The 24,082-nt window shown below is 70.4% G+C and carries 23 protein-coding genes and 1 pseudogene; 13 read left to right on the top strand and 11 right to left on the bottom strand.

From position 1 onward, the window contains the following. Together AC16DP_RS05760 and AC16DP_RS05765 are read left to right on the top strand one after the other, a co-directional pair. Positions 1–213 (top strand): annotated as a pseudogene (locus AC16DP_RS05760) (hypothetical protein); the annotation flags it as partial. 236 nt (positions 214–449) lie between these two features. Then, positions 450–1,085, top strand: coding sequence for a DUF4304 domain-containing protein (locus tag AC16DP_RS05765; RefSeq protein ID WP_329731784.1), 636 nt, complete (start codon positions 450–452; stop codon positions 1,083–1,085). A 35-nt stretch (positions 1,086–1,120) separates the two neighbouring features. On the opposite strand, the gene AC16DP_RS05770 is transcribed toward AC16DP_RS05765, so the two are convergent. Further along, positions 1,121–2,194 (bottom strand): enoyl-CoA hydratase/isomerase family protein, encoded by a 1,074-nt coding sequence (locus AC16DP_RS05770; RefSeq protein WP_329731915.1) that lies wholly within the window; start codon positions 2,192–2,194, stop codon positions 1,121–1,123. Between the two features lie 107 nt (positions 2,195–2,301). Further along, positions 2,302–3,369 carry a branched-chain amino acid aminotransferase gene (locus AC16DP_RS05775; RefSeq protein ID WP_329731785.1) on the bottom strand — a complete coding sequence of 356 codons (1,068 nt, stop codon included), beginning with the start codon at positions 3,367–3,369 and terminating at the stop codon, positions 2,302–2,304. Positions 3,370–3,495: 126 nt separating this feature from the next. Between AC16DP_RS05775 and AC16DP_RS05780 the strand changes: the two genes are divergently transcribed. Continuing rightward, positions 3,496–4,887 (top strand): aminotransferase-like domain-containing protein, encoded by a 1,392-nt coding sequence (locus AC16DP_RS05780; protein WP_329731786.1) that lies wholly within the window; start codon positions 3,496–3,498, stop codon positions 4,885–4,887. A gap of 35 nt (positions 4,888–4,922) precedes the next feature. On the opposite strand, the gene AC16DP_RS05785 is transcribed toward AC16DP_RS05780, so the two are convergent. Continuing rightward, complete coding sequence (locus tag AC16DP_RS05785; RefSeq protein ID WP_329731787.1) at positions 4,923–5,651, bottom strand: hypothetical protein; 729 nt, start codon at positions 5,649–5,651, stop codon at positions 4,923–4,925. A gap of 6 nt (positions 5,652–5,657) precedes the next feature. Further along, a complete protein-coding gene (locus tag AC16DP_RS05790; protein WP_329731788.1) occupies positions 5,658–6,404 on the bottom strand; it encodes a Panacea domain-containing protein in 747 nt (248 codons plus the stop codon). A gap of 358 nt (positions 6,405–6,762) precedes the next feature. Between AC16DP_RS05790 and AC16DP_RS05795 the strand changes: the two genes are divergently transcribed. Together AC16DP_RS05795 and AC16DP_RS05800 are read left to right on the top strand one after the other, a co-directional pair. Then, positions 6,763–7,215 (top strand): hypothetical protein, encoded by a 453-nt coding sequence (locus tag AC16DP_RS05795; protein WP_329731789.1) that lies wholly within the window; start codon positions 6,763–6,765, stop codon positions 7,213–7,215. Beyond that, positions 7,212–7,610: a hypothetical protein gene (locus AC16DP_RS05800; protein WP_329731790.1), complete on the top strand. Its 399-nt coding sequence runs from the start codon at positions 7,212–7,214 to the stop codon at positions 7,608–7,610. The genes AC16DP_RS05795 and AC16DP_RS05800 overlap by 4 nt, the downstream gene beginning before the upstream one ends. Here AC16DP_RS05800 and AC16DP_RS05805 read toward each other — a convergent pair. Next, positions 7,588–8,037 carry a hypothetical protein gene (locus AC16DP_RS05805; protein WP_329731791.1) on the bottom strand — a complete coding sequence of 150 codons (450 nt, stop codon included), beginning with the start codon at positions 8,035–8,037 and terminating at the stop codon, positions 7,588–7,590. The two genes, AC16DP_RS05800 and AC16DP_RS05805, sit on opposite strands and share 23 nt — an antisense overlap. Before the next feature lie 404 nt (positions 8,038–8,441). Here AC16DP_RS05805 and AC16DP_RS05810 point away from each other — a divergent pair, with 404 nt between their 5' ends. After that, entirely contained in the window at positions 8,442–9,686 is a 1,245-nt protein-coding gene (locus tag AC16DP_RS05810; RefSeq protein WP_329731792.1) for a hypothetical protein, read from the top strand. 42 nt (positions 9,687–9,728) lie between these two features. Here the strand turns inward: AC16DP_RS05810 and AC16DP_RS05815 are convergent, their stop codons facing one another. Both AC16DP_RS05815 and AC16DP_RS05820 read right to left on the bottom strand, forming a co-directional pair. Further along, positions 9,729–11,951 (bottom strand): coiled-coil domain-containing protein, encoded by a 2,223-nt coding sequence (locus tag AC16DP_RS05815; RefSeq protein ID WP_329731793.1) that lies wholly within the window; start codon positions 11,949–11,951, stop codon positions 9,729–9,731. Between the two features lie 75 nt (positions 11,952–12,026). Beyond that, the gene (locus AC16DP_RS05820) at positions 12,027–12,968 is read right to left on the bottom strand and encodes a heme-dependent oxidative N-demethylase family protein (RefSeq protein ID WP_329731794.1); all 942 of its coding nucleotides are present in this window, start codon (positions 12,966–12,968) and stop codon (positions 12,027–12,029) included. A gap of 281 nt (positions 12,969–13,249) precedes the next feature. On the opposite strand from AC16DP_RS05820, the gene AC16DP_RS05825 reads away from it, so the two are divergent. From AC16DP_RS05825 to AC16DP_RS05850, 6 genes are all read left to right on the top strand, one after another. Continuing rightward, complete coding sequence (locus AC16DP_RS05825) at positions 13,250–14,401, top strand: zinc-dependent alcohol dehydrogenase (protein WP_329731795.1); 1,152 nt, start codon at positions 13,250–13,252, stop codon at positions 14,399–14,401. Positions 14,402–14,412: 11 nt separating this feature from the next. Continuing rightward, on the top strand, positions 14,413–14,847 hold the full coding sequence (locus AC16DP_RS05830; RefSeq protein ID WP_329731796.1) for a hypothetical protein: 435 nt from the start codon (positions 14,413–14,415) through the stop codon (positions 14,845–14,847). 204 nt (positions 14,848–15,051) lie between these two features. Further along, entirely contained in the window at positions 15,052–15,735 is a 684-nt protein-coding gene (locus tag AC16DP_RS05835) for a CHAP domain-containing protein (RefSeq protein WP_329731797.1), read from the top strand. A gap of 182 nt (positions 15,736–15,917) precedes the next feature. Then, positions 15,918–17,420, top strand: coding sequence for a PAS domain S-box protein (locus tag AC16DP_RS05840; RefSeq protein WP_329731798.1), 1,503 nt, complete (start codon positions 15,918–15,920; stop codon positions 17,418–17,420). Further along, positions 17,350–18,519: a GAF domain-containing sensor histidine kinase gene (locus tag AC16DP_RS05845; RefSeq protein ID WP_329731916.1), complete on the top strand. Its 1,170-nt coding sequence runs from the start codon at positions 17,350–17,352 to the stop codon at positions 18,517–18,519. Before AC16DP_RS05840 ends, AC16DP_RS05845 begins: the two co-directional genes overlap by 71 nt. After that, positions 18,516–19,652 carry an aminotransferase class V-fold PLP-dependent enzyme gene (locus AC16DP_RS05850; RefSeq protein WP_329731799.1) on the top strand — a complete coding sequence of 379 codons (1,137 nt, stop codon included), beginning with the start codon at positions 18,516–18,518 and terminating at the stop codon, positions 19,650–19,652. Before AC16DP_RS05845 ends, AC16DP_RS05850 begins: the two co-directional genes overlap by 4 nt. Here the strand turns inward: AC16DP_RS05850 and AC16DP_RS05855 are convergent. Next, positions 19,595–20,407, bottom strand: coding sequence for a sterol desaturase family protein (locus AC16DP_RS05855; RefSeq protein ID WP_329731800.1), 813 nt, complete (start codon positions 20,405–20,407; stop codon positions 19,595–19,597). The two genes, AC16DP_RS05850 and AC16DP_RS05855, sit on opposite strands and share 58 nt — an antisense overlap. 53 nt (positions 20,408–20,460) lie before the next feature. Here AC16DP_RS05855 and AC16DP_RS05860 point away from each other — a divergent pair, with 53 nt between their 5' ends. Next, positions 20,461–21,699, top strand: a complete 1,239-nt coding sequence (locus AC16DP_RS05860; protein ID WP_329731801.1) for a saccharopine dehydrogenase family protein — start codon at positions 20,461–20,463, stop codon at positions 21,697–21,699. 86 nt (positions 21,700–21,785) lie between these two features. Here AC16DP_RS05860 and AC16DP_RS05865 read toward each other — a convergent pair whose 3' ends face one another. The 3 genes from AC16DP_RS05865 to AC16DP_RS05875 form a co-directional block, all read right to left on the bottom strand. Continuing rightward, on the bottom strand, positions 21,786–22,682 hold the full coding sequence (locus tag AC16DP_RS05865; protein ID WP_329731802.1) for an alpha/beta fold hydrolase: 897 nt from the start codon (positions 22,680–22,682) through the stop codon (positions 21,786–21,788). Between the two features lie 51 nt (positions 22,683–22,733). Further along, positions 22,734–23,183 carry a hypothetical protein gene (locus AC16DP_RS05870; protein ID WP_329731803.1) on the bottom strand — a complete coding sequence of 150 codons (450 nt, stop codon included), beginning with the start codon at positions 23,181–23,183 and terminating at the stop codon, positions 22,734–22,736. Between the two features lie 94 nt (positions 23,184–23,277). After that, positions 23,278–24,048 (bottom strand): energy transducer TonB, encoded by a 771-nt coding sequence (locus AC16DP_RS05875; RefSeq protein WP_329731804.1) that lies wholly within the window; start codon positions 24,046–24,048, stop codon positions 23,278–23,280. Positions 24,049–24,082: the final 34 nt, after the last annotated feature.

Raw genomic sequence — 24,082 nt, forward strand, 5'->3', positions numbered from 1 at the left:
GACGTCTCCTCTCGAAGAATGGGAGAGATCTGGAAGCGCCCGGCCGTCATGGGCCGCTACACCCTGGCCGTGCTGCCCGATGGACGGAAGTACCCCGTGTGCATCGTGCTGGGCGACCAGCGCGGGCTCGTGCCCAAACATGAAGGCTCCAAGGAAGGGGCCGCCGTGCTGAACCGGGAGTTGCCAGTGAACGCCGTCTGGCGCTGGCCGTAAGGCCAATGCAACTGCATGGACCTCGGCTTCGTGCGTATTCTGGCCATCGCGATCACTCGTTCTGGGCGAAGCCGAGCAGTTGAGCGACGCTGGTTCCTCTCACTTCTCCGGCTTCGGCTCGGTGTGCTCTTGATGGAAGACCAGGCCGTGTTGGCGGTGCCGCTGTTTCTCAAGTGGCTCTGGCGGAACAAGAGGGAGATGTCACGGTCATCTCGCCATCATGTGAAGGGACTTCCATGCACTATCCGGCACCAGGAGAGCGGCTGACGAGCCGGTTCTTGCTGTTCACGGCCGCGCTGTTGCTGTTTTCAGGTTCCAGCCTTGTTCCTGGCGCACTTGAGGACGAGCGCCTCTTCACCACGGAAGCACCGCAATCCTGCCACGTCGTACACGGGGGAGCCATGAAGGATTCGACCTCTCTGAACAGGACGGTGATGGCGCGGGAGTTGCGCAAGGCCGATTACAAGGGGCGCGCCAATACCTGGCACAAGCCATGTCAGGACACCATTCTGGTCGTCAACCTCCAGAAGTCACAGTATGGCGACGTCCATTACATCAATCTGGGGGTATGGGTGAGGTTGCTGGGAGAGAATGAGGCACCCAAGGAGTATCAGTGCCACATCAGACAGCGCGCCACCTCCTTGCGGACCGAAAAAGCCAAGGCGCTGGAGCAGGCGTTGAACTTCGTGGACACGGCCATGAGCCCGGAAGAGCGTGAAGCGCTCATTGCGGAGTTCATGCGGACCGAGGCCATTCCGTTCCTCGAGTCGATCGCGACGATGGAGGGCATTCGAACCGCGGTCGAGACCCAGCAACTCCGCGGTGGCATGGTCCCAGAGCGCCTACGAGACCTGCTCGTCAGCAAGCCCTGAAGCAGGTCCTTCTCCCTGGAGGACACAGCGGCCTGCTACGGCGCTACCAGGTCCCGCGCGCCAAGCGGCGCGAAGCACGCCTCCACGTCGGACTCGCGCACCCCGGCGAGCGTGGGCGGGTTCCACGTGGGCGTGTTGTCCTTGTCCACGAGCACCGCGCGGATGCCCTCGCGGAAGTCCGGCAGCGCGGTGACGTGCTGGCTCAGCCGGTACTCCACCGTCACGGTCTCGTCGTACGGCCTGCCCCGGCACAGCCGCAGCTGGCGCAGCGTCACCTTCAGGCTCGTGGGTGACATGCGCCCCAGCGTGGCCCGTGTCTCCGTGGCCCACGGCGTGCCCTCGGCCTCCAGCGCCGCGAGGATGTCCTCCACGCGGTCCTTCGCGAAGCACCGGTCGATGGCCTCCGCGTGCGCGCTCAGGGGCGAAGTCCCCGGCTCGGAGGCGAAGCCATTCAGCACCCGCGTGGCCACCGCGCGCGCCTCGTCCGTGCTCCAGTCCGCCGCCGCGAGCGCCTCCACCACGGCCTCCAGCCGCTCGTGCGTCACGTGCTGCGTCCCGTACCCGAGCCACATCGCATCCGCGGCGTTGCACCGGGTGCCCGTGAGTCCCAGGTACGTGCCCGCCTCGCCCGGGAAGCGCGGGAGGAACCAGCCACCGCCCACGTCGGGGAACAGGCCGATCGCCGTCTCCGGCATGGCCAGCACCAGCCGCTCGGTGACGACGCGGTGCGAGCCGTGCACCGACAGCCCCAGCCCTCCGCCCATGCTGATGCCGTCCACCAGCGCGATGTACGGCTTGGGGTAGTGGTGGATGAGGTGGTTGAGCCGGTACTCCTCGTGGAAGAAGGCGCGCGCGAGCGGCTCCTGTCCCGCGGGAGCGGGCGAGCCCATCGACAGCGCCACGGCGCGCACGTCACCGCCCGCGCAGAAGGCCCGGCCCCCGGCTCCGCGAATCACCACCGCCTTCACCTGGCTGTCCTTCGCCCACGCCTCGAGCGCCGGGTGCAGCGCGCGAATCATCCCCAGGTCCAGCGCGTTGAGCGCCTTGGGGCGGTTGAGCGTCACCAGTCCCACCGGCCCGCGCCTCTCCAGCTGCACATCCGTGGTCATGGCCGCGCGCCATAGCAGATCCACGCCCCGCGTCGACACCGTGCGCGGGGACGACCCTCACCCCCCGCCCTCTCCCAGAGGGAGAGGGAGTCCGCGCACAACCTCGGCTACTGGATGACCGTCATCCAGCCGTGGCGGTCCGGATGCGTGCCGTACTGGATGGCGGTGAGCGTGTCGTACAGGCGCTGCGACACCTCGCCCACCTTGCCGTCACCAATCACCAGCTGGCCCTCGCGGAAGCCCAGCGCGCCCACCGGCGAAATCACCGCCGCCGTGCCCGTGCCGAACACCTCGCGCAGCTCGCCCTTCTTGTGCGCCTCGCGCATCTCGTCCACCGACAGCTTGCGCTCGCTGACCTTCATGCCCCAGTCCCGCATCAGCGCCAGCGCGCTCTCGCGCGTGATTCCCGGCAGGAACGTGCCCTCGAGCGGCGGCGTAATCACCTCGTCGCCGATGCGCACGAAGAGGTTCATCGTGCCCACCTCCTCGATGTACCGGTGCTCGGCCGCGTCCAGCCACAGCACCTGCGCGTAGCCCCGCTTCTTGGCCTCCATCGAGGCCTGCAGGCCCGCCGCGTAGTTGGCCGCCGCCTTCGCGCCACCCAGGCCGCCCTTCGCCGCGCGCGTGGCCTGCTGCTCCACCCAGATGCGCACCGGCTCGGCGCCGCCCGAGAAGTAGCTGCCCACCGGGCTCAGGATGATGAAGAAGGTGTACTTGTCCGCCGGCCTCACCCCGAGGAACGCCTCCGAGGCGATCACCGTCGGCCGCACGTACAGCGCCGTGCCCGGGGCGCTCGGCACCCAGTCCGCCTCCACCTTCACCAGCGCCTCAATCGCCTCGCGGGCCATCTCCGGCGGCACCGGCGCCATGGCCAGCCGCTCGGCGCTCGTGTACAGGCGCTTGCAGTGGTCCATGATGCGGAAGGCGCGCAGCTGCCCGTCCTTGCCGCGGAACACCTTCGAGCCGTCGAACACCGCCTGCGCGTAGTGCAGCACCGCCGCGCCCGGATCCAACCCCAGCGGCCCGTGCGGAAGAATCCGCGCCTGGTGCCAGCCACGCTCCGGCGAGTACTCCATCCGGAACATGTGGTCGGTGAAGTACTTGCCGAAACCGAGCCCCTCGGACGGAGGCTTGGGCTTCAGGGTGGGGGCGCGCTGGACCTCGATGGGCAACATGCTTCGACTCCTCGGTTCGCGCTTCCACCCCGGAATGTCGTGACAATCCAGGGTAGAATCGAGACAATCAGTTACGTTGGCAGCCTTGTCCCGTCAAGTGTATCGATTGTCACCATGACAAGTTGGATGCCGGAGCTTCGAGGACGCAACGGTCCGCTGTACCGGGCCATCGCGGACGCTCTCTCGGAGGACATTGACGCGGGGCGTCTGGGTCCGGGCACGCGGCTGCCCACGCACCGGGAGCTGGCCGAGCGCGTGGGCGTCACGGTGGGCACGGTGACGCGCGCGTACGCCGAGGCCGAGAAGCGGGGCCTGGTGAGCGGCGAGGTGGGCCGCGGCACGTACGTGAGGGACCGCGAGGTGCCCGTGCACATGCCCTCGCCGGTGGACCTGGCGCATGACGACTCGCCCGTGGAGCTGGGCATCAACGCCCCGGCGACGCCCGAGGGTGACCCGGCCAGCCAGGCGCTGCGCCGCTCGCTGGAGGAGCTGGGCCGGACGCCGCGCCTGTCGGAGCTGCTGGGCTACCAGCCGGCCGCGGGCACCACGGCGCACCGCGTCGCAGGAGCGGCGTGGGCCTCGCGCTTCGGGCTGCAGGCCAGGCCGGAGCAGGTGGTGGTGTGCGCGGGCGGGCACCATGCCATGGAGGTGGCGCTGGCGGCGCTCACCCGGCCGGGGGACACGCTCGCCACCGAGACGCTCACGTACCCGGGCATCAAGGTGATGGCGCGGCGCTTCCAGCTGCGGTTGCAGGGCGTGGCCATGGACGCGCAGGGGCTGGTGCCCGAGGCCTTCGAGGCGGCGTGCCGGGTGGGCGTGAAGCTGCTCTACACCCAGCCCACGTGCCACAACCCGACGGGCGCGGTGCAGCCGGAGGAGCGGCGGCGGAGAATCGCCGAGGTGGCGCGCAAGTACGGGGTGCTGGTGCTGGAGGACGACGCGTACGGGCTGTTGCCGGAGAGCCGGCCGCCGCCGCTGGCGACCTTCCTGCCCGAGGCGAGCTACTTCATCGCCGGGGTGTCCAAGCTGCTCACGCCGGGGCTGCGCATCGGCTACCTGGTGGCACCGGCGCGGGCGCGGGGCGAGCGGCTGGCCGAGGAGGTGGGGCTGGCCTCGTTGATGACGACGCCGCTGATGGCGGAGGTGCTGGCGCGCTGGGTGGAGGACGGCACGGCGGACGAGCTGGTGGTGCGCCAGCGGCAGGAGGTGTGCGAGCGGCTGGCGCTGGTGCGCGGGCTGCTCGGGCGCGAGCTGCCGAGGGCGGCGCTGGCCCCGCTCTACCACCTGTGGCTGGGCCTGCCCGAGGGCCGGCGCAGCGAGGAGTTCGTGGCGCAGGCGCGGCGCAACGGGGTGTCGGTGTCGTCGGCGGAGCTGTTCACCACGGGGACGGGGCCGGTGCCGGCGGCGGTGCGGGTGTGCATCGGCGCCCCGCGCACGCGCGCGCAGCTGGAGCGGGGAGTGAAGCGGCTGCGCGAGGTGCTCGACGCCGGGCCCGAGCCGCTGGCCGCCATCGTTTGAGCCGGAGGCTCACGTTCCTCTGCTTCGGAGGTCTTCTACCGCGTAGGACGGAACTCCTCTGGGATGGAGTCCTGGAGTAGTTCTCTGAGTTCATTGATTTCGGGCTCGCTTTTCGAGCCAAACCGAAGCCGGAGCAGCGCTAGGAGAACAGATAGCGCTTCATCTGCAAGGGCCAGGGGCAGCGGGTCGTATGCAGCGGGATCTTTCGGAACGACGGGAAAAAGACGGTCCAGCCGTGCGACACCGTCGTAAACGCTGGGAGCGCTATTCGCCGGACAGAAGAAGAACTGGCTGTAGAGCAGTGCATCGATCCGATGCCGCATCACTTCAGGAAAGCCCTTGGGATGCTCGTCGGATTGGATTCCGTAGAGAGGGGCGACCAAGACATTCCGCTCTTGGAGGTGCTTCTTGCCTGCTTGGCGAAGGAGCGGGTCAACATCGTCAAAAGCGGTACCTACAGCAGCAACGATGATGGCAAGCCTTCGCTTGGCTTTTTGCACCATCAATTCCTCATTATCGGCGAGTTGCAGCCGATAGACGGGAAGTCCCTGACGCCGTTTGAAGTCGTCTCGCGTCACGTTTCGAATCTGGGCGCGGGCGGATTCATGCTCTCGTGGTTTGTCGCGCTCGACGTCCAGAATCTGGGGGATCGGCGGATACACTGGGACTGGCACCCAGGCGAGTTGACCCAACGTCGGTATCTGGCGGAAGGAGTTCTGATTCAGCGGCTTGTAGAAAGGGCTGATGAGCGTCGTGAGACTCATACGACTTCAGTCCTCAAGGTCTGGCTGTCGCAGGTCGCCGAATGTGACGACCCCAGAGAACTCCGGGCTGTTCTCGCTCACGTCCTCGTAAGCCGCTGCTTGGAGGAATGCTTCATCGTGAGGCCCAGTGTCCACGGGGGTTCTTGGAGATTCATCCAGCGTTCGGCGACGGAGCGATGCCAAGGCCTCGCGAGCTTGCTTCATCTGTTTCGCGGAGAGCTTCATGGCGGGTACACGAACAACCTTCTGTGGAGTCTGTGCCTTCCGAAAATCCAGTGTGTCTCCTGGCTCGATGTGCTGCATCGGCTCGGTTTCGAAGTACACATGCGTCAGCAGGCCGGGAGTATCATCGGCCCACTTTCGTACAGCTGCTTTCATCCCGGAGGTAACGGACATCGAGAACGAATCGAGGATGCGCTCGGCTGGCAGCTCGGACTTCGGGCGACGCCCTCGGTAGACGAATCGCTCCTCGCCGGTGTGCCTCGATTCGTAGGCTTGTTTCTCGATGAGACCTAGGGCTACGGCTTTGTCGATCGCGTTCAGTGATTCTGCGCAATAAGGTCCGAAATGGACGAACTTCCAGGGCCACCCGGTCAACGTGCTGCCCCCTGTTTTGCGCGCGTAGTAGAGATCCGCGAGGTACAGGAACTTGACGAGGCGAATCGGGGTCAACACCTCGTCACGTTCGGCAGCCCATTGGCAGATGAGCTGGACGAGTTCAGGGAGGCGCTCAGCTGGAAAAGAGCCATCCATCAGTCACCAGATAATACTGTCGGGTCTGACAGCGCTACGGCAGGCGAGCGAGCAGGTTCTCGACCAGTGGGTTGATGGGCCACGGTGCAGAGTCTCTTCACTGAAGAGCCCGTCGAGCAGGAGCGGAGACAGCGAACGCGCACAGGTGGGAGATAGATCATACCTCCTGACCGATTGTCGATCCCCCGCGCGCAAAGTTGTGGAGGGGGTGGGTTTTGTCGGTGCTTTTCATGTGGGTGTGTGCATCGGTGCCCCGCACAGATGCGCCCGGATAGAGTGCAGGACGGCGGCTGCGCGAGGTGCTCGACGCCGGGCCCGAGCCGCTGGCCGCCATCGTCTGAGCGGGAGGCATTCGAGCATGGGAAGCAGGGGACCGGGAGAACACGAGGAGCGCCCTTCCGCGTTCCTCGGCGTCCTGCGCTGCCTCGTCGCGATGGTGACGAGCGGACTGGGGCTGGGGCTCGGAGCGTGGCTCGGGTTGTATGCGGTCGGTGCCCTGGACGAGATGCTGGGCGAACCGATGGGCGGCTCGGGTGACTTCCTGCACTTCGGGCACCTGACCCTGCTGTGCACCGTGCTGGCCGCGCCCCTGGGCGCGGTGTTCGGTGCGTTCGGAGGCCACGCCCTGCTCGCGGGACGTGGCTCCCTCTGGGCGGGACTCGGCGCGCTCCTCGTGGGACTGGCGCCGATACTCCTGGTGTCCCTGATGCTCCGGGGCCTCGCGCTCCCGATGCTGCTCCTGCTCCCGGTGGTCGTGGCCGTGGGCCTCGAGCTCGGCCACGGGGCCCGCGTGAGGGGCGGCGGGGAATGAGGCCGAGGCATTTCAATCTGGCGCGCTGCCTCGTGGCGGCGGTGCTGGGCGGGGTGGGGTTGGGGCTCGGGGCGTGGCTCGGGATGGAGGGGGGCCATGCCCTCGACAAGGCCCTGGGCTACCCGCTGGGCAGGGCCGCCGGGTTCATCGGGAACGTGACCTGGATGTGCGGCGCCGCGGTGGCGCCCCTGGGCGCGGTGGTGGGGGCCTTCGGGGGCCACGCCCTGTTGTCGGGACGTGGCTCCTTCTGGAGGGCGCTCGGCACGGCCTTGCTGGGACTGGTGCCGGTGCTCGCGGGGTTCCTGGGGGTGGCGGCCCTCTTGTTCCCCACGGTCCTGCTGGTTCCGCTGGCCGCGGCCGTGGTGCTCGAGCTCAGCAACATGTCCAGCGAGTGAGGGCCCTCGGCTCCTCGCAAGGCAGGAGCTGGCGAGGGGCGGGGCGATTGTCACTCACGGGCAGGTAGCACCCGCCCTCGTGCACGCCCGTGCCGCGAGGGCAGGGGAGCGCGTGCGCGATCCGCACCCAGCAGTGGCCGTGCAGCTCCTCCGAGGGCGGCTCGCACGGCGGCTTGCGCTGCCCCGGGAAGGGCGCCTCCGGCAGCGGGTAGCCGATGACCACCGGCGTCTCGTTCCCCTGGTCTAGGAAGAGGAGGGGCTCGCTGAGGGCCGTCTCGGCGACGGTGGACGCGTGCTTCGCCGCGGAGGGCTCGGGGGGACGAGGCCAGAGCAGCACGGCGCTCCCCGCGAGTGCCGTCATCGCGCAGGCCCAGCCGCCGATGCGCCCCACCTTGCCGCCTCCAGCCCATTCCGCTCTGCCGATCATTCTCGTGTCTCCCATGCGGGCGGCTCGGAGCGCGTGGCCCCGGCCGCCGGTTGTCCTGGCTCGTTGCCCATCACGCCAGGTGACCCTACCCTACCTGAAATGTCAGATGGATGGGTAGACTTCTGAAGTCACGGGGGGGTGGAGCCCTCCGGACAGGCGAGGAGGTGCGCCGAGCCCTTCGACGCGGTACCGCTCGAGCTGGGCCTGCTCTGGTTGGAGCGGGCTGCGGCGAGCCGGTGACACGGGGGGCTGTCGCTCCCGCGGGATGAGCATCTCTCGCGGGGGATGGGCCGCGAGGTGGGAAGGGGCGTGTTTCTCCTCGGAGGAGGGCGTTGGCAGGCCGGTTGCTTCGAGCGGTGCCTCGAAGCATTCGCTGGCGTGGTGCCAGGGTTGGGGGAGTCATCGTGATGGGTCGAGGCGTGGGAGCAGGGGTGGGCGGTCGGGGCGCGCAGTGGCTGCTGTGCTGCGTGGGGTTGCTGGGCGGGGTGATGGCCTGCGGGCCGGTGGAGCCCGGGGAGCTGCGGTGCGCACCCGAGCAGGGCTGGGAGTGTCCCCGGGGCATGCAGTGCATCGCCGGCGTGTGCGCCGAGGAACCGGAGGAGGAGGCGAAGTGCGCGGTGGGGGCGAAGCGCGCCTGCGAGGAGGGCTGCGCGGGAGTGCAGACGTGCGGGGCGGACGGGACGTGGGGCGCGTGCGAGACGTGTGGGCAGGGGCAGCGGTGCGTGGGGAACCAGTGCGTCTGTGATGCGAAGTCCTGCGCGGACGGCTGCTGCCAGGGGAACACGTGCGTGCCGGGCACGGCGAACGCGGCCTGCGGCAAGGGAGGCGCGGCCTGTGAAAGCTGCTCCGGGTCGTGTGATGCGGCCCGGCGCGCCTGTGTGAGTTGTGTGGGGGATGCGCAGTGCGGGGGCCCGACGCCCCGGTGTGACACGGCGACGGGCACGTGCGTGTGCGCGAAGACGGAGCAGACCGAGAGCCGGTGCGGCGACGGGCAGGACAATGACTGTGATGGCCTCGTGGATTGCGCGGACCCGGACTGTGGGGCGAAGTCCTGCGGTGCCAATGGGAAGGTGTGCGGCGGCGCGAGCTGTGCCTGCCCGGGCGGCGCCACCGAGCTCCTGTGTGGGGACGGAAAGGATGATGACTGCGATGGGCTCGTGGACTGCGCGGACCCGGACTGTCAGGGCAGGACGTGCCGCTCGGCGGCGGGCGTGTGCGACCAGGAGGAGGTGTGCACCGCGGGCGTGTGCCCGGCGGACAAGCGCATCGGCAACGACATCGTCTGCCGGCCTTCACGGGGCGCGTGTGATGTGGAGGAGCGGTGCGATGGCCAGGGGGTTTCGTGCCCCGGGGACCGGAAGGTGGCGGCGGGGACGGTGTGCCATGCCTCGGCGGGAGCCTGCGACCCGGCCGAGACGTGTGACGGCGTGACTCCGGCGTGCCCGGTGGACAGGCTCCAGCCCGCGGGCTCCGTCTGCCGCGCGGCGCGGGGGGACTGCGATGTGGTGGAGAAGTGCACAGGCACGAGCGCCACGTGTCCCGCCGACGCCGTGGACAGCGGCAAGTGCAATGACGGGAAGGCGTGCACCACGGACACCTGCGGGATGGATGGCATGTGCCGGTACATCCCGATTGGCGTCTGCTATTGAGAACGGAGAGAGCGCCACTGCGGCGAGGGGTGGCGCTCCTTCCTACGTCTGTTTCATTCCCCTGGACATGACATCCACCAGGGCATCCACGCTGACGTCGATGGTGAAGCCCCAGACGAACACCGCGGCCAGGTCCTGCGCGGTGCCGGTGAACTTCTCGGCGAACAGGAAGAAGCCCACCGCGAGGATTCCGATTCCCGCGATGATCGTCCGCGCCGCCTTGGCCCGCAGCAGCGCCTTGAAGGCCAGTGCATGGCCCACCACGGGAGAAACGGGGGCCGCCGGCTGACGGACCCGCTGGAGCAGTCGGCTCAGCGCCTCGGGAATCGCCCCGAGCAATCCCTGCGGACTCTCCGGGAACGTCACCGGCGGAATGGCGGGGACCGTGGGGAGGGGAATCGCCACGGAGCGCTGGGGTGCCTGCTGATCATCGCCGGAGAACGACTCGAGGATCGGCGAGCCTCGATGGACCGCCTCCTGCTCCTGCCTGTGTTTGACCACCAGGGCCGCGAGCTCCACATAGCGCCGGTGGTCGATGAGCTCCCGCGCCGCGTCGTCCGGTGTGCTCCCGAGCGGTGCCACCGTCACCTGCTTCAACACCCGTTCCAACGGACGGCTTCGGTCGATGAGCCACGCCAGCTGCTCCTCCACCGTGCCGTTCCGCGGCCGGGACCACTCCTGGAGCTCCTGCTCCAGCCCACCCAGGGGAACGCCCCCCGCGTCGAAGACGTCCCGCACGCCGTAGAGGATCCGCAGCAGCTGGGCTCGGAGCTGGGGCTCGGTGTTGAGCAGCATCGTGCGCGCATCGTGGGCGCCCGAGAGCACGGCCCGCAGGTCGAGCTGGGCCGCGTCCAGGGGAATCTGTCTCAAGGCGTCGTGGAGGTGCTCGATCTGCTCGGAGAGCGCCTTCTGGTCCTCCTGCCTCAGGGGCAGCGGCGCGTCATCGAAGCGGGCGAGCTGGGTGTCCACGGCTCCCCGCCAGGTCCGCAGCTTCTCCCGGAGCGCCTGGGCGAGCAGCGCGAGCTGGCTCTCGAGCTCCTGGTCCGCCGCCGCCACGGAGTGGGACTCAAGCCACTTCCGGCTGGCCGCGAGCGCCTCGCGCGCCTTCCCGAGGGTCTCCTGGGTGGAAGGCGGGAGCGACCAGGCGATGGAGAGGAGCTGTTCCGCCTCGGTGAGCCGGGCCTCGGTCTCGGCCTGGCGTCTGTCGAACTCCGCGCGGGCCGCCTCGAACTGCTGCTCCACCTGGGGGAGCTGCTCGGAGAGCCCCTTCACGTCCAGCGTCCGCAACTGCGCGAGCGGCGCGCCCACCTCCTCCAGCGACTTGAGGTAGAGCGGATCCGGCCGCAGACGCCGCTCCTCGTCGAGCTTCAGCCGGAGCGCCTCCGCCTCCACGCGCTTCTCGTTCAGCTCCACCTGGTACTTGAGCCACGTGCGCAGCAGGTAGCCCGTCAACAGGCCCAGGACGAGCAGGAGGGGAACCCAGAGCACCGTCCGCCGGGTGCGCACCTCGTAGGTGACGGTGAGCGGCGTCTGGAGCTGGGGCGAGAGCAATTCCACGGTGCCCTTCGCGGTGCCCACCGGGAAGTCCCCGCTCACCTTATAGGAGATGTCCGCGGAGCCTCCCGGCGGGATGACCACCGGGACGGGCGGCGTGCCGCGAGCCGTGTCGAAGCTCAGGGACCCCGTGAGGGTGGTGTCTCCCGAGGTGGCCGCCGTGACGGGCTGGATGGACAGGTGCGTCACCCGCGAGCGCCCGCTCGTCTCCGAGAGCGTGAAGAGGCCCGGGGTGTCCTGGTGTCGATTGAACAGGCCGATGACCCGCTCCATCAGGGGCGTCGCCTGCGCCCGGAGCCGGGCCTCGGGGACGAGCACCTGCAGCTTCAGGTACTGCTGCTCCTGTCCCTGCCGCAGGGAGAGCTGCACGTCATAGGTGCCGGGCTGCGGCAGCTTCGCGAGCTCGACCGTCAGCGAGATGCCGGGGTGCTGCCCGGGAGCGGACTCGGAGAGCGTGGCGGTGAAGGCCTCGCGCAGCGCGTTGTCGTGCCAGTCGCCGAGCCCCACGTCGATGGGCTTCTCGCCGATGTCCAATCCCTCCAGGGTGCCACCGGCGGGCGGGGCGAGGGCGATCCACAGCGTCCGCGCGTCCGCGTCCACCTTCACCGAGTAGACCCGGCCCGCCGGCAGCTCCACCAGGTCCCTGGCGAGCGCCGGGGCCGCGAGCCACAGCGCGAGGCAAAGGGGAAGCAGGCCCGTCGTCCGTCTCATGGAGCTCCTCCGACCAGGAGGCCGGAGTATTCGCTTGTCCATGGCGCGACGGGAAGCCTCGTTCGCGGGCCGCTGTCAGGAGTTGACCGCGCGGGGCACGGGCTCGGCGTCGAGCCAGGCCAGCAGCGGCGCGAGGAAGGGGGTGAGCCGCTTGTAGGTGCTCGTGTCGGCGGGCACGGTGCGCAGCACCCCGGCGAGCCGGCGGCGGCGCGCGGGATCCTCCACCTCGGTGGCCACGGGGGCACTGTAGGTATGGATGGTGAAGAGGATGGCGCCCGTGCGCGGCATCAACGAGAGCGTCTGCCGCTCCAGCCGCAGGAAGCACCGCTCCCCGGCGTTGTCCGGAGTAATCCCCTCGAAGAGGTGCCGCCACTCGGGGAAGCTCCAGGGCTCGAGGTCCATCCGGTCCGTGACGGTGATGGCCCAGTTGCAGCGGGTGACGGTGCGCCCGGGTTTGAGGCCCTCCATCAGCCGCGTGGTGGCCACGCCCAGCTTCTCACCGAAGCCCGGCACCGGCGCGTGGATGTCGAGCAGCGAGCGCCCCATCTTCTCGTCCAGGCTCCACATGGAGGGGAAGCACAGCTGCCCGGCCATCATCGGCAGGCCCTCGCGCGTGCCGTCCATCAGCAACAGGTCCTCCTGCACCTGCCGGCCCAGCCAGTCCAGCGGCGCCAGGGGCAGGCTGCCCGAGTCCCCCGGGGTGAAGCGTGTCTCCGTGCCGAGCAGGAGGTTGCGCCAGTGCCAGCGCCCGCCCTCCACCTCCAGGGCGAAGTGCCGGGGGTGCTGGCGCGCCAGGAGGGGCAGCAGCTCCGTCACCGTCTCCCACTGGTGGGGCTCGGTGCCGGGCAGGGCCTGGAAGCGGGCGTGGAGGTTGGCGGAGAGGTGGGCCTGTTTGAGGGCGAGCTCCCGGGCGTAGTGCGCCTCGTCGACCTCGATGAGGGTCTCGCCGGGGCGGAGCGCGCGCACGCCCAGCGTCATCGCGTAGCTGTCCTGCTCGAAGGGGAAGTAGGGCAACACGTGGTGGCTCTCCGGCTCCCGATTGTACGGCCTGCACTCTCCCCCGGGAACAGCCATTCCCAGACGCCGGCGCGTGGCGTTGAACCGATGGGGATGGCCTGTGCGCGGGTGCCGCGGTGCGCAAGAGGGCGGCCGGGCAGGGGAGCCCTCCGGCGGCCGTTGCTGGGACGGAGTGGGCTGCGCGGCCCGCATGTCCCCGGGGCCCCCGCGCGAGCACGGTGCGTAGCTTGTCCGTGCATCGCCGCGGACGGCAGGGACGGCGACAGGGAGGGAAGCGGACAATGCAAGCCATGATCTTCGAGGGGCCCTACCGCGTCTCGGTGGGGAACAAGCCGGACCCGGTCATCCTCCACCCCAATGACGCCATCGTGCGGGTGACGCGCTCGGCCATCTGCGGCTCGGACCTGCACCTGCTGCACGGCTTCATCACGGACACGCGCGTGGGGTGCACCTTCGGCCACGAGTTCGCCGGGGTGGTGGAGGAGGTGGGCACCTCGGTGCGCACGCTCAAGCCGGGGGACCGGGTGGTGGTGCCCTTCAACATCTCGTGCGGCACCTGCTTCTACTGCCAGCGCGGGCTGACGGCCTGCTGCGAGAACACCAACCCCAACAGCGAGATGGCCTCGGGGGTGTATGGGTATTCGCACACCACGGGGGGCTACGAGGGCGGCCAGGCGCAGTACGTGCGCGTGCCCTTCGCGGACGTGGGGCCCATGAAGATTCCGGACGACATGGACGAGGAGGAGGTGCTCTTCCTCAGTGACATCCTGCCCACGGGCTACCAGGGGGCGGAGATGGGCAACATCCAGCCGGGGGACACGGTGGTGGTGTTCGGCGCGGGCCCGGTGGGCCTGTTCGCCATGAAGTCGGCATGGCTGCTGGGCGCCGGCCGCGTCATCGCCGTGGACAGCCTGGAGTACCGGCTGGACTTCGCGCGCAAGTACGCGCAGGTGGAGACGCTCAACTTCAAGGACGAGGAGAACATCGTCGCCACCTTGAAGGAGCTGACGCGCGGCCGCGGGCCGGACGTGTGCATCGACGCGGTGGGCCTGGAGGCGGAGGGCTCGGCGATGCACAGCATCCTGGGCGTGAAGCTGAAGCTGGAGGCGGGCTCGCCCACGGCCATCAACTGGGCGATTCAATCCGCGCGCAAGGGCGGCACGGTGTCCATCATCGGCGTGTACGGGCCGCCGTGGAACATGGTGGCGATCGGCACGGCGATGAACAAGGGACTGACGCTGCGCATGGGCCAGTGCAACGTGAAGCGCTACATGCCGCACCTGCTGGAGCACATCCGCGCGGGGCGCATCGACGCCAGGGGCATCATCACGCACCGCTTCCCGCTCGCCGAGCTGCCGCGGGCGTACGAGCTCTTCGAGAAGAAGCGGGATGGGTGCATCAAGTGCGTGCTGCTGCCGCACGGGCATGCGTGAGGAGACACGGGATGGCTGCTGAGCATGAGCAGGACATGACGACGGCGGAGCAGGTGCACGCGGACATTCCGGGCTGGGGCGTGGACGGAGACCCGGAGAACCGGCCCGGAGTGCCCATGCTGTTGAAGCCGGAGCCGCGCGGGGGCGCGCATTGGCACAGGCCGGAGCGCCAGCCGCCGCCGGACTTCCCCGTGTTCAAGCGGGCGGAGCTGGATGAGCTGACACCGGCGTTCGGCACGGCGGCGCCGCCCAAGGGGTTGAGCGGGGTGCTGCGGCGGGTGGCGTACGCGATACCGGAGAACCGGGTACGGCACGTGATGCTGCTGTTGATGGCGGACCGCGTGGACGTGCTGGAGTCGAGGCTGCTCGGGAGCCCGGCGAAGACGCTGGGCACGGTGCTGAGCCTGGTGGGCGGAAGCTGGCTGCTGGGACGGCTGCGGACGTAGATGACCCACCTGCGGGGACACCTCCCCACTTCCTCTCTCCCCTCTGGATAGGGACGGGGTGAGGGTGCTGGGGAACCCGGATTCCCCACGCCCACGCCCACGCACCTACCCGCGAGCCGTAGTCTGGTGAACAGGCGGGCACGGGAAGCCACGGCCGCGGCCGCTCGCGAGTGAATGCGCCGGGCGGTACGCTCGTCTGCCCGGATGATGCTTCGCAAGCTCCTGCTGCCATTGATGCTCGCGGTGCTCGGCTCGGCTCCGGCCGTGGCCGCATCGCGTGGACCGGTGACGCCCGCGGCGAAGTCGAAGAAGGCCACGGCGAAGCCGGTGGTGAAGGCCACACCCGCCCAGAAGAAGCGGCCCGCGGCCCCCCTGCCCAAGGGACGCCGTGTGGCCACCCGCGCGGGGAAGCTCGTGGGCGCCTCGCTCACGGCGTACCGCGTCCCGGACGACTGCTCCGGCCTGGTGCGCGCCGCCTACCAGGCCGTGGGCATCGAGCTGCTCTCGCACGGCACGCGGCCCGGGGAGAACGCGGTGAGCGCCATCCACCGGCGCGCGCAACGCGCGGGGGCCCTGCACCAGCGCACGCCCAAGCCCGGCGACATCGTCTTCTTCCGCGAGACGTATGACCGCAACCGCGACGGGGAGCGCAACGACGGGCTGACGCACGTGGGCGTCATCGAGTCGGTGGAGCGCGACGGCACCGTGGTCTTCGTGCACCGCGGCGGCAGTGGGGTGAAGCGCTCGCGGATGAACCTGCGCTTCCCGACGAAACGCGAGCAGGGCGGGCGCGTGTTGAACGACTACATCCGCCGGGCCGAGGATGGAGAGCGCGCGAGATTCGCCAGCGAGCTCTTCAGCGGCTACGCCTCGGTGTCGCGGCTGTAGTCCCCGGGCTCCGGGGAGCGGGCGTGCCTCCGGCCGGGGGCCCGTGCCCTCCCTCGTACCCCGGTGAGTACCTACCCCCCAGGGCAGGAGGAAGAAAAGGCGCGGGCGCTGTTGAACGGGTGGACTCTGCTGCCCCTGGGGTACGGGTGAGCGACACGCGGCCGCACAGTACGCGACGGGCCATGGAGCGGCTGCTGCGGCTCCAGAAGGTGACGAGCAAGCTGTCGCAGGCGCTCACGCCCGAGCAGGTGGCCCGCGTCATCGTCCAGCAGGCGGGGCCGGCCATGGGCGCGGCCGAGTGCTCCATCTACCTGTGGGAGGAGCCGGGAGTGCTGCGGCTCGTCCAGTTGGTGGGGGTACCCCAGTTGGATCTCGATGGCTGGAGTTGCGTGCCGCTGGAGATGCCGGTGCCCATCGCCGACGCGGCGCGCACGGGCGAGCCCGTCTGGATGGAGTCCCCGCAGGTGCTGCTCGAGCGCTACCCGTCGATGGAGGGCGTGCCGTTGAACCCCCAGCGGGCGTGGGCCAGCCTGCCCCTGGACGTGGAGGGGCGGGTGCTGGGGGTGCTGACGCTCGGCTTCGAGCGGGAGCGGGGCTTCGCGGCGGAGGACCGGGACTTCGCCTGCCTCGTCTCGCGGCAGTGCGCGCAGGCGCTGGAGCGCGCCCACCTCTACGCCCGCGAGCGCGAGCTGCGCGAGCAGGCCGAGCGGGCCCGGGCCGAGGCCGAGGCGCACCGCCGGCGGATGGAGCTGGAGCGCAACCGCCTTCAAGCCGTGCTGCAGCAGTTGCCCCAGGCCGTCATCCTCGCCGAGGCGCCGGAGGGCCGGCTGGTGATGGGCAACGCGCAGGCGGTGCGGCTCCACGGGGAGACCGTGCCCGCCAACTGGAGCAAGGAGGAGTACACGACGGCCAGGACGGGCTTCCACGCGGACGGGCGGCCCTACTCCCCCGACGAGTGGCCGCTGGTGCGGGCCCTCACCCGGGGCGAGGTGGTGCGCGGCGAGGTGATGGAGGTGGCGCGCCCGGACGGCTCGCGCTTCAGCCTGTCGGTGAGCGCCGGGCCGGTGCGCGACGCCGAGGGCCGGGTGACGGCCGCCGTGGCGCTGATGGAGGACATCACCGAGCGGCTGCGCCTGGAGACGTCCCTGCGCCAGGGCGAGGCCGTGTTCCGCCGCATCATGGAGTCGGACATGATGGGGCTGGCCTTCTCGGACGCGGAGGGGCGCATCCACGAGGCCAATGACGCCTTCCTCTCGCTGGTGGGGCATGGCCGCGAGGTGCTGGAGCGGGGAGGGCTGCGGTGGCAGGCGCTGGTGCCGCCCGAGGGGCGGGAGGTGGGGGAGCGCGGGCTGCGCGAGCTGTGGGCGCGCGGGGGTGGCCTCCGCCTTCGAGTTGGAGCTGCTGCGCCGGGATGGCAGCCGCGTACCGGTGCTGACGGGCTCGGCGCGGGTGGAGGAGCAGGAGCGCATCCTCAGCTTCGTGTTGGATTTGTCGGACCTCAAGCGCGCGGAGGGGGCGGTGCGCTTCCTCGCCACGGCCAGCCGGGTGCTGGGCCAGTCCCTGGAGGTCTCGGACGCCACGCTCCAGCACGTGGCGTGCCTGGCGAGTGTGTCGGTGGCCTCGTGGTGTGTCATCGACCTGGTGACGCCCGAGGGGGGGCTGCGGCGCGCGGCGGCGGCCCATGAGGACCCCGCGAGGGAGCTGAAGCTGCTGCGGGCCTGGCCCACGCCCTCGCCGCACGACTCCGGGGGCCGGCTGCTGGAGGCGTTGCACTCGGGCGAGCCGCTGCTCTTCCAGGACTTCCGCGCGGAGACGTGGCGGGAGGTGTCGTCGGGCTTCGTGCCGCTGGAGCAGGTGATGGAGGCGGGGGAGGTGTGCTCGGTGATGGTGGTGCCGCTGCGCTCGCACGAGCGGGGGCTGGGGCTCGTCACGCTGGGCACGTGCATGCCGCGGCGGCGCCAGGGGCCGGAGGACCTGGCCATGGGGCAGGAGCTGGCCCACCGGCTGGCGGCGGCGCTGGAGAGCGCGCGGCTCTTCCTGGAGTCCCAGCGGGCGGTGCGCCTGCGCGACGAGTTCCTCGCGGTGGCCTCGCACGAGCTGAAGACGCCGCTGACGCCGCTGCGGCTGCAACTGCAGGGCCTGAGGCGGGGGGTGGAGGCACAGGGGGGTGAGCCGGTGCCGCCCGAGCGGATTCTCCGGGCGGTGCGCAGCTGCGAGTCGCAGGTGCGCAAGCTGGCGGGGCTGGTGAATGATCTGTTGGACGTGTCGAAGCTGGCGCGGGGCCGGCTGCCGCTGCACCTGGAGGAGGTGGACCTGGGGGCGGTGGCGCGCGAGGTGCTGGAGCAGCTGTCGTCCGAGGCGGTGAGGGCGGGCTGCCGGGTGGAGCTGATGGACGGGGAGCGGGTGGTGGGGAGGTGGGACCGGTCGAGGTTGGAGCAGGTGGTGACGAACCTGCTGACCAACGCGCTGAAGTACGGCGCGGGCCGGCCGATCCACGTGCACGTGGGGTGGGGGCACGGGGTGGCGAGGCTGTCGGTGCGGGACGAGGGGATTGGAATCGCGCCGGAGCACCGGGGCCGCATCTTCGGCAAGTTCGAGCGCGCGGTGTCCGAGCGCCACTACGGCGGGCTGGGGCTGGGGCTGCACATCACCCAGCAGATTGTCAGCGCGCTGGGGGGCTCCATCCTGGTGGAGAGCGAGGTGGGGAAGGGCTCGACGTTCACCGTGGAGCTGCCGCCGGACGCCGCGGAGGCGGGCGCGCGGGCTATGCTCGCGCGGCCATGATCCTTCCCGCCCAGCGCCACCTCTTCGACCTGCCCGATGACGTCACGTGGCTCAACTGCGCGTACATGTCCCCGCAGCTGCACGAGGTGAGCGAGGTGGGGAAGGAAGCGGTGATGCGCAAGGCGAAGCCGTGGCTGCTGAAGCCGGAGGACTTCTTCACGGACTCGGAGGCGCTGCGCAAGCTCTTCGCGCGGCTGGTGGAGGCGGACGCGGACGGGGTGGCGCTGGTGCCCTCGGCGAGCTACGGGCTGGCGGTGGCGGCGGCGAACGTGCCGGTGAAGGTGGGGCAGCGGCTGCTGGTGCTGGCCGAGGAGTTCCCCTCCAACGTGTACCCGTGGCGCGAGCTGGCGGAGCGCGCGGGAGGGCAGGTGGTGACGGTGCGCCGGCCGGAGGATGGGGACTGGACGCGGGCGTTGCTGGAGGAGCTGGACGAGCGCACGGCGCTGGTGGCGGTGCCGCACTGCCACTGGACGGACGGAGGGGTGGTGGATCTGGTGCGGGTGGGGCAGCGGGCGCGCGAGGTGGGCGCGGCGCTGGCGGTGGACGCGACGCAGTCACTGGGCGCGCTGCCATTGAGCGTGGCGGAGGTGAAGCCGGACTTCCTGGCGGCGGCGGGCTACAAGTGGCTGATGGGGCCGTACAGCCAGGGCTACCTGTACGTGGCGCCGAGGTTCCGCGAGGGCCGGCCCCTCGAGCACAACTGGCTGATGCGCGGGGGGAGCGAGGACTTCGCGCGGCTGGTGGACTACCGGGACGACTTCCAGCCGGGGGCGAGGCGCTTCGATGTGGGGGAGCGCAGCAACTTCGTGCTGGTGCCGATGGCGATGGCGGCGCTGCGGCAGTTGCTCAAGTGGGGCGTGGCGGACGTGCAGGAGACGCTGCGCGCGCTGACGGAGCGGGTGGCGAAGGGGGCGAGGGCGCTGACGCTGGAGGTGCCGCCCGAGTCACAGCGGGCGGGGCACATGGTGGGGCTGAAGCGGCGGGGAGGCTACGGGCCGGACGTGGCGGCGAAGCTGGCGGCGCGCAAGGTGTTCGTGAGCGTGCGCGGTGACAGCATCCGCGTGTCCCCGCACCTCTATAACACCGAGGCGGATGTGGACCGGCTGCTGGAGGAGCTGGACGCGCTCGTGTGAGCCGGTGGCACCACCTGCGAGCGGGCGAAGGAGGCCTCGTAGTCCGGGGCGAGCGTGCCGAAGAGCCGGTCCCACACGACGGTGTAGAAGCCGTAGTGGTGGGCGAGGTCCAGGTGGTGCCGGGCGTGGAAGGTGGTGGTGGCCACGGCACGCAGGAGGGGCCAGCGCACCCAGCCATCCGGGAAGGGCTCCACACCCAGGTGTCCGAGCAGGCCCCAGAGCGTGTTGAAGACGAGGTAGAGCAGCATGCCGGCCCACGAGGCCTCATAGGCCACGCACACGGCGAGCCACAGGGCGCCGAAGCCGAGCACCTCCAGCGGGCTGAGGACGAAGAGGGTGAGGGGCCGGGCGCGCTCGTAGCGGTGGTGGGGCGCGTGCAGCCAGCCGTAGAGCAGCGGCAGGTGCGCGGTGCGGTGCAGCAGGTACATGCCCAGGTCCATCACCCCCACGAGCACCAGCACGTCCACGAGCACGCGGGGGCCCCAGTCGAGCCGGAAGTGTATCCACCCCTCGCGCCACAGCAGGAGGCCGGCGAACGTCACCACCGAGTTGAGCACGACGCACACCGTGGCGAGCACCCACTCCTCGCGCTGGAGCGGAAGGGCCTCGGGGGCCACGCGGCGGTGGGAGTAGCGCCGCACCAGCCACTCCCCGAGCGCCACGGCCAGCAGGAGCACCAGGGCATTCTTGGCCAGGAAGACGAGGGCGGCCTGCCACAGCGGCACGGTGCGCAGCCAGTCGATGATCTGGTGCATGGGACGTACTCCTTCCTTCCGCTCGGGTGCTTCCGGTGCTTGCATCCGCGAGCATGACAGACCGTGAGCAGCGCCGCACCCAGGCCCGGGAGTTCGACCTCGTGCTCTTCGGAGCCACGGGGTTCACCGGACGCCTCGTCGCCGAGTACCTCGTGAAGAAGCGCCCCTCGCTCCGCTGGGCCCTCGCCGGCCGGAGCCTCGACAAGCTCGAGCGGGTGCGAAACGAGCTCGCCTCGCTGGAGCCCTCCGCGAAGGAGCTGCCCCTGGTGGCGGGTGACAGCCTGGACAAGGCGGCCATGGACGCGCTCGCGAGGCGCACGCGCGTGGTGTGCACCACGGCGGGCCCCTACGCCCGGTATGGAAGCCTGTTGCTCGGCGCGTGCGCGGAGCAGGGCACCCACTACTGTGACCTGACGGGCGAGACGCACTGGGTCCGGGAGATGATCGACGCCCACCATGCCCGCGCGGTGGAGACGGGGGCGCGCATCGTCCCCTCGTGCGGCTTCGACTCCATCCCGTCGGACCTCGGGGTGCTGCTGCTCCACGAGCAGCTCGCCGCGAAGGGCGGGCGGCTGGCCGAGGCCCACTACCGGGTGCGGCGGATGAAGGGCGGCGCGAGTGGGGGAACCATCGCCAGCGGGCTCTACGCGGCGGAGCGGATGAGTGACCCCGCGGTGCGCCGGGTGATGGGGGATCCGTTCTCGCTGAGCCCGGAGGGAGCGCCGGAGCGGAAGGGGCACGGGGACTGGCTCCGCCCGAGGCGAGACCCGGAGACGGGGCGGTGGCTGGCGCCGTTCTTCATGGCGCCGGTGAACACGCGGGTGGTGCGGCGGAGCAACGCGCTGCTCGGCTACGCCTACGGGCGCGAGTTCCGTTACGACGAGGCGATCGACGTGGGGCGGGGCCTGGGGGGAATGGCGCGGGCGGCGGCGACGAGCGTGGGCATGGCGCTGTCGGGAGCGGTGGTGTTCGGGCCGGTGCGCAAGCTGGCCGAGCGCTTCCTGCCCGCACCGGGCGAGGGGCCGAGCCGCGAGCAGCGGGAGAGCGGCTTGTTCGAGATCGAGCTGCTCGGGGTGGGGACGGCGGGGGAGCGGGTGCGAGCGCGCGTGGGGGCGAAGCAGGACCCGGGGTACGGGGCGACGTCGTGGATGCTGGGCGAGTCCGCGCTGTGCCTCGCCGAGGACGCGCTGCCGGAGCGCGGAGGGCTGCTGACCCCGGCCTCGTGCATGGGGATGAAGCTCGTCGAGCGGCTGCGCGCCGCGGGCATGACGTTCCAGGCCGAGGCCCCCTGAAGCAAGCCCCCACAGGGTGTTGCGAGGAGCCATCGGTGGGCTCACCGGTGTTTCGGTGAGCCCAGGGGGTGACGCATCCGACCGCGTCAGCGGAGTGACGCCCCCGATGCGGTGACGTGGCCCCGGAGTCTCACGAGGATGTCCCGGGCGCGCGTCCAGAGAATCGAGCCACCCTCCTGGGGCTCCAGGAAACGGGTGGCGTAGGGGAAGCGAGTGGCCAGCGTGGCGCCGAAGTCGGGCGAGTGGACGGTGCTGGTGTCCGCGCCGCCGTACCAGAGGTCCACCGGGACGGTGATGTGCTCGGGCTCCACCAGCCACGGGTTCAGCGCGTTGACGAGATCCCTCGCGTACCCCTGAGCGCCCTGGGAGAAGCCCTCGCGCAGGGCCCGCTGGTACGCCGGGCCGAACGAGTCACTCAGGTAGAGCGCCCGATCGCGCTCGCCGCTCATGCCGAGGATGAGCTGCCACAGGCCGTCCCACGTGGCCATGCGGGAGAAGGACTGCTCGAAGCCGGCGGGGTCCTGGCGGGCGGCGCGGACCATCGAGGCCACATCCGGGTGCAGGCGCGGCGCGAGGGACGGCCAGGCGAGGTCATCCTGCCCGGACACGAGGGCCACGGCCTTCACGAGCCCTCGGCCCGCGAGCGCCAGCGCGAACGGTGCGCCCTGGGAGAATCCCACGGCGGTGACGTCCCGCGGCTCGAGCGCGGTGAGCAGCTGGCGCACGTCCTCGGCCCAGGAGGCGAAGGTCTTCTCCGGGTGCGGAGTGGACGCGCCGAGGCCGGGCCGATCGATGGAGAGGAGCCGCAGGCCGAGCTCCGCGAGCGCATCCGCGCCGAAGCCGAGCGAGCCGCTCATGGCGGCGCCGGTGCAGAACAGGACGGGGAGGCCGTTGACGGGTCCCCACTCGGACCAGGCGAGGGTGCGGCCGTCGTTCAGCCGCAGGGTCGTCTGTCTTTCGGGAGGAGTGACACGCACGTTCATGCGGCGGGATGATAGCGGCGTCCCCGAGACATGCAGTGCGGGAAAAGAGGCTCAGGTCCACGCGTCCGCTCGCAGGAAGGCGTCCTCCCGTTCTCCCGCGAGGTGCTCCCGGAGCTCCCGGCTGAAGCACTCCAGCTCATGATAGGTCGTCTGGAGCTCGACCTCGGTCATGTGCTGGGACTGCGGGCGCTCGGAGGGGCTGACGGTCGTCGCGACACGAACGCGGACGCCGATGTGGCCGGCAGCGTCCACCTGATAGGCGGAGATCGCCAGGTGGATTTGCTCCAACCGGTCGTTCCTCCAGTATCCACCGGCGAGGCCCGTCCGGGCCTCCTCGGCCAGAGGAAACGCCGCGAGCGCCGAGGCGAACCGCTCGAGCTGCTCCGTGCCGAACCAGGCGCTGCCCTGCCCGCTGAAGCCCTGGGAGCGGACACTGGCATGAAGCTTCCCGGTGCCGTCGTCATCCGGCTCGAACGCGAGACGCAGTCCGTCATCCTTCATGGGCACATCCTCCCTTCACGCATCCGCGTGGCACGTGAAAGGGAGACTAGCCCACCCGCGTCCACTCACACCGTGGCGGGTTGGACACGGTCCATCAGCGGGGGAGGCTGAAGCGCAGGCGGAAGACGTACTCCACCTCGATGGGCTCGCCCCCGTCCGTCGCGGGCTCGAAGTGCAGGCCGGACAGTTGGCGGAGGACGGCCCACTCCAGGTGCGGCAGGGGCTTGCTGATGCAGCAGTCCTTCGTCTCTCCCTCCGTGGTGATGCGGCACTGGGCGATGAGCAGTCCCTGCACGCGCGCCTCGTACGCGTCCCGGGTGTACGTGGGCCAGCTTCCCGAGAGCAGCCGGGGCATGCTCATCCCCGGTCCGAAGAGCCGGGCCACCGGACGGCTCGGGTCGGAGCAGCTCCGGATCTGGCGGGGGTGGAGCGCCTCCTGCTCGGGACGCTGGAAGTCGGCGCGCCAGCCCGTGGGCGTACGCTCGAACAGCACCGTCTGCCAGGTGGTGGTGGTCTCGGGGTGGCGGTGGATCCACTGATTCAGCGCGATGAGGCGCCGCGTGGGCGACGAGGGGTTGAGGATGGGCGACGTCCTCAGCGACGCGGCTTCCCAGCGGGGGCGGGTGTACCGGACGGAGCCGGCGGCCTGCCCGTTGCCGTCATCCACCTCGCGCTCCACCGAGCACTCGACGAAGCGGGACAGCGCGGCTTGGAGGCCGGGCCGGTCGAGGTCCATCTCCGGCAGGTACGAGGGATGGCGCCGGAGGAAGTCGAGGTCCTCCTGCCGGATGAGCTCGGAGGGGCGGTAGGACTCCGGGAGGCGCGAGAGCACGGGCTCCGGGAGCAGCTGGTACTGGCAGAGCACTTCCGCGATCCGGGCCCGCGTCAGCTCCGGGCGC

It is taken from the genome of Archangium sp. (genome assembly GCF_057119385.1).

Coding starts and splice junctions, on each gene's coding strand:
- AC16DP_RS05825 (WP_329731795.1), top strand. CDS start 13,250: ATGCAAGCCATGATCTTCGAGGGGCCCTACCGCGTCTCGGTGGGGAAC.
- AC16DP_RS05795 (WP_329731789.1), top strand. CDS start 6,763: ATGGGAAGCAGGGGACCGGGAGAACACGAGGAGCGCCCTTCCGCGTTC.
- AC16DP_RS05790 (WP_329731788.1), bottom strand. CDS start 6,404: ATGGATGGCTCTTTTCCAGCTGAGCGCCTCCCTGAACTCGTCCAGCTC.
- AC16DP_RS05855 (WP_329731800.1), bottom strand. CDS start 20,407: ATGCACCAGATCATCGACTGGCTGCGCACCGTGCCGCTGTGGCAGGCC.
- AC16DP_RS05830 (WP_329731796.1), top strand. CDS start 14,413: ATGGCTGCTGAGCATGAGCAGGACATGACGACGGCGGAGCAGGTGCAC.
- AC16DP_RS05840 (WP_329731798.1), top strand. CDS start 15,918: ATGGAGCGGCTGCTGCGGCTCCAGAAGGTGACGAGCAAGCTGTCGCAG.
- AC16DP_RS05850 (WP_329731799.1), top strand. CDS start 18,516: ATGATCCTTCCCGCCCAGCGCCACCTCTTCGACCTGCCCGATGACGTC.
- AC16DP_RS05865 (WP_329731802.1), bottom strand. CDS start 22,682: ATGAACGTGCGTGTCACTCCTCCCGAAAGACAGACGACCCTGCGGCTG.
- AC16DP_RS05775 (WP_329731785.1), bottom strand. CDS start 3,369: ATGTTGCCCATCGAGGTCCAGCGCGCCCCCACCCTGAAGCCCAAGCCT.
- AC16DP_RS05770 (WP_329731915.1), bottom strand. CDS start 2,194: ATGACCACGGATGTGCAGCTGGAGAGGCGCGGGCCGGTGGGACTGGTG.
- AC16DP_RS05805 (WP_329731791.1), bottom strand. CDS start 8,037: ATGATCGGCAGAGCGGAATGGGCTGGAGGCGGCAAGGTGGGGCGCATC.
- AC16DP_RS05800 (WP_329731790.1), top strand. CDS start 7,212: ATGAGGCCGAGGCATTTCAATCTGGCGCGCTGCCTCGTGGCGGCGGTG.
- AC16DP_RS05780 (WP_329731786.1), top strand. CDS start 3,496: ATGCCGGAGCTTCGAGGACGCAACGGTCCGCTGTACCGGGCCATCGCG.
- AC16DP_RS05815 (WP_329731793.1), bottom strand. CDS start 11,951: ATGAGACGGACGACGGGCCTGCTTCCCCTTTGCCTCGCGCTGTGGCTC.
- AC16DP_RS05765 (WP_329731784.1), top strand. CDS start 450: ATGCACTATCCGGCACCAGGAGAGCGGCTGACGAGCCGGTTCTTGCTG.
- AC16DP_RS05785 (WP_329731787.1), bottom strand. CDS start 5,651: ATGAGTCTCACGACGCTCATCAGCCCTTTCTACAAGCCGCTGAATCAG.
- AC16DP_RS05860 (WP_329731801.1), top strand. CDS start 20,461: ATGACAGACCGTGAGCAGCGCCGCACCCAGGCCCGGGAGTTCGACCTC.
- AC16DP_RS05835 (WP_329731797.1), top strand. CDS start 15,052: ATGATGCTTCGCAAGCTCCTGCTGCCATTGATGCTCGCGGTGCTCGGC.
- AC16DP_RS05870 (WP_329731803.1), bottom strand. CDS start 23,183: ATGAAGGATGACGGACTGCGTCTCGCGTTCGAGCCGGATGACGACGGC.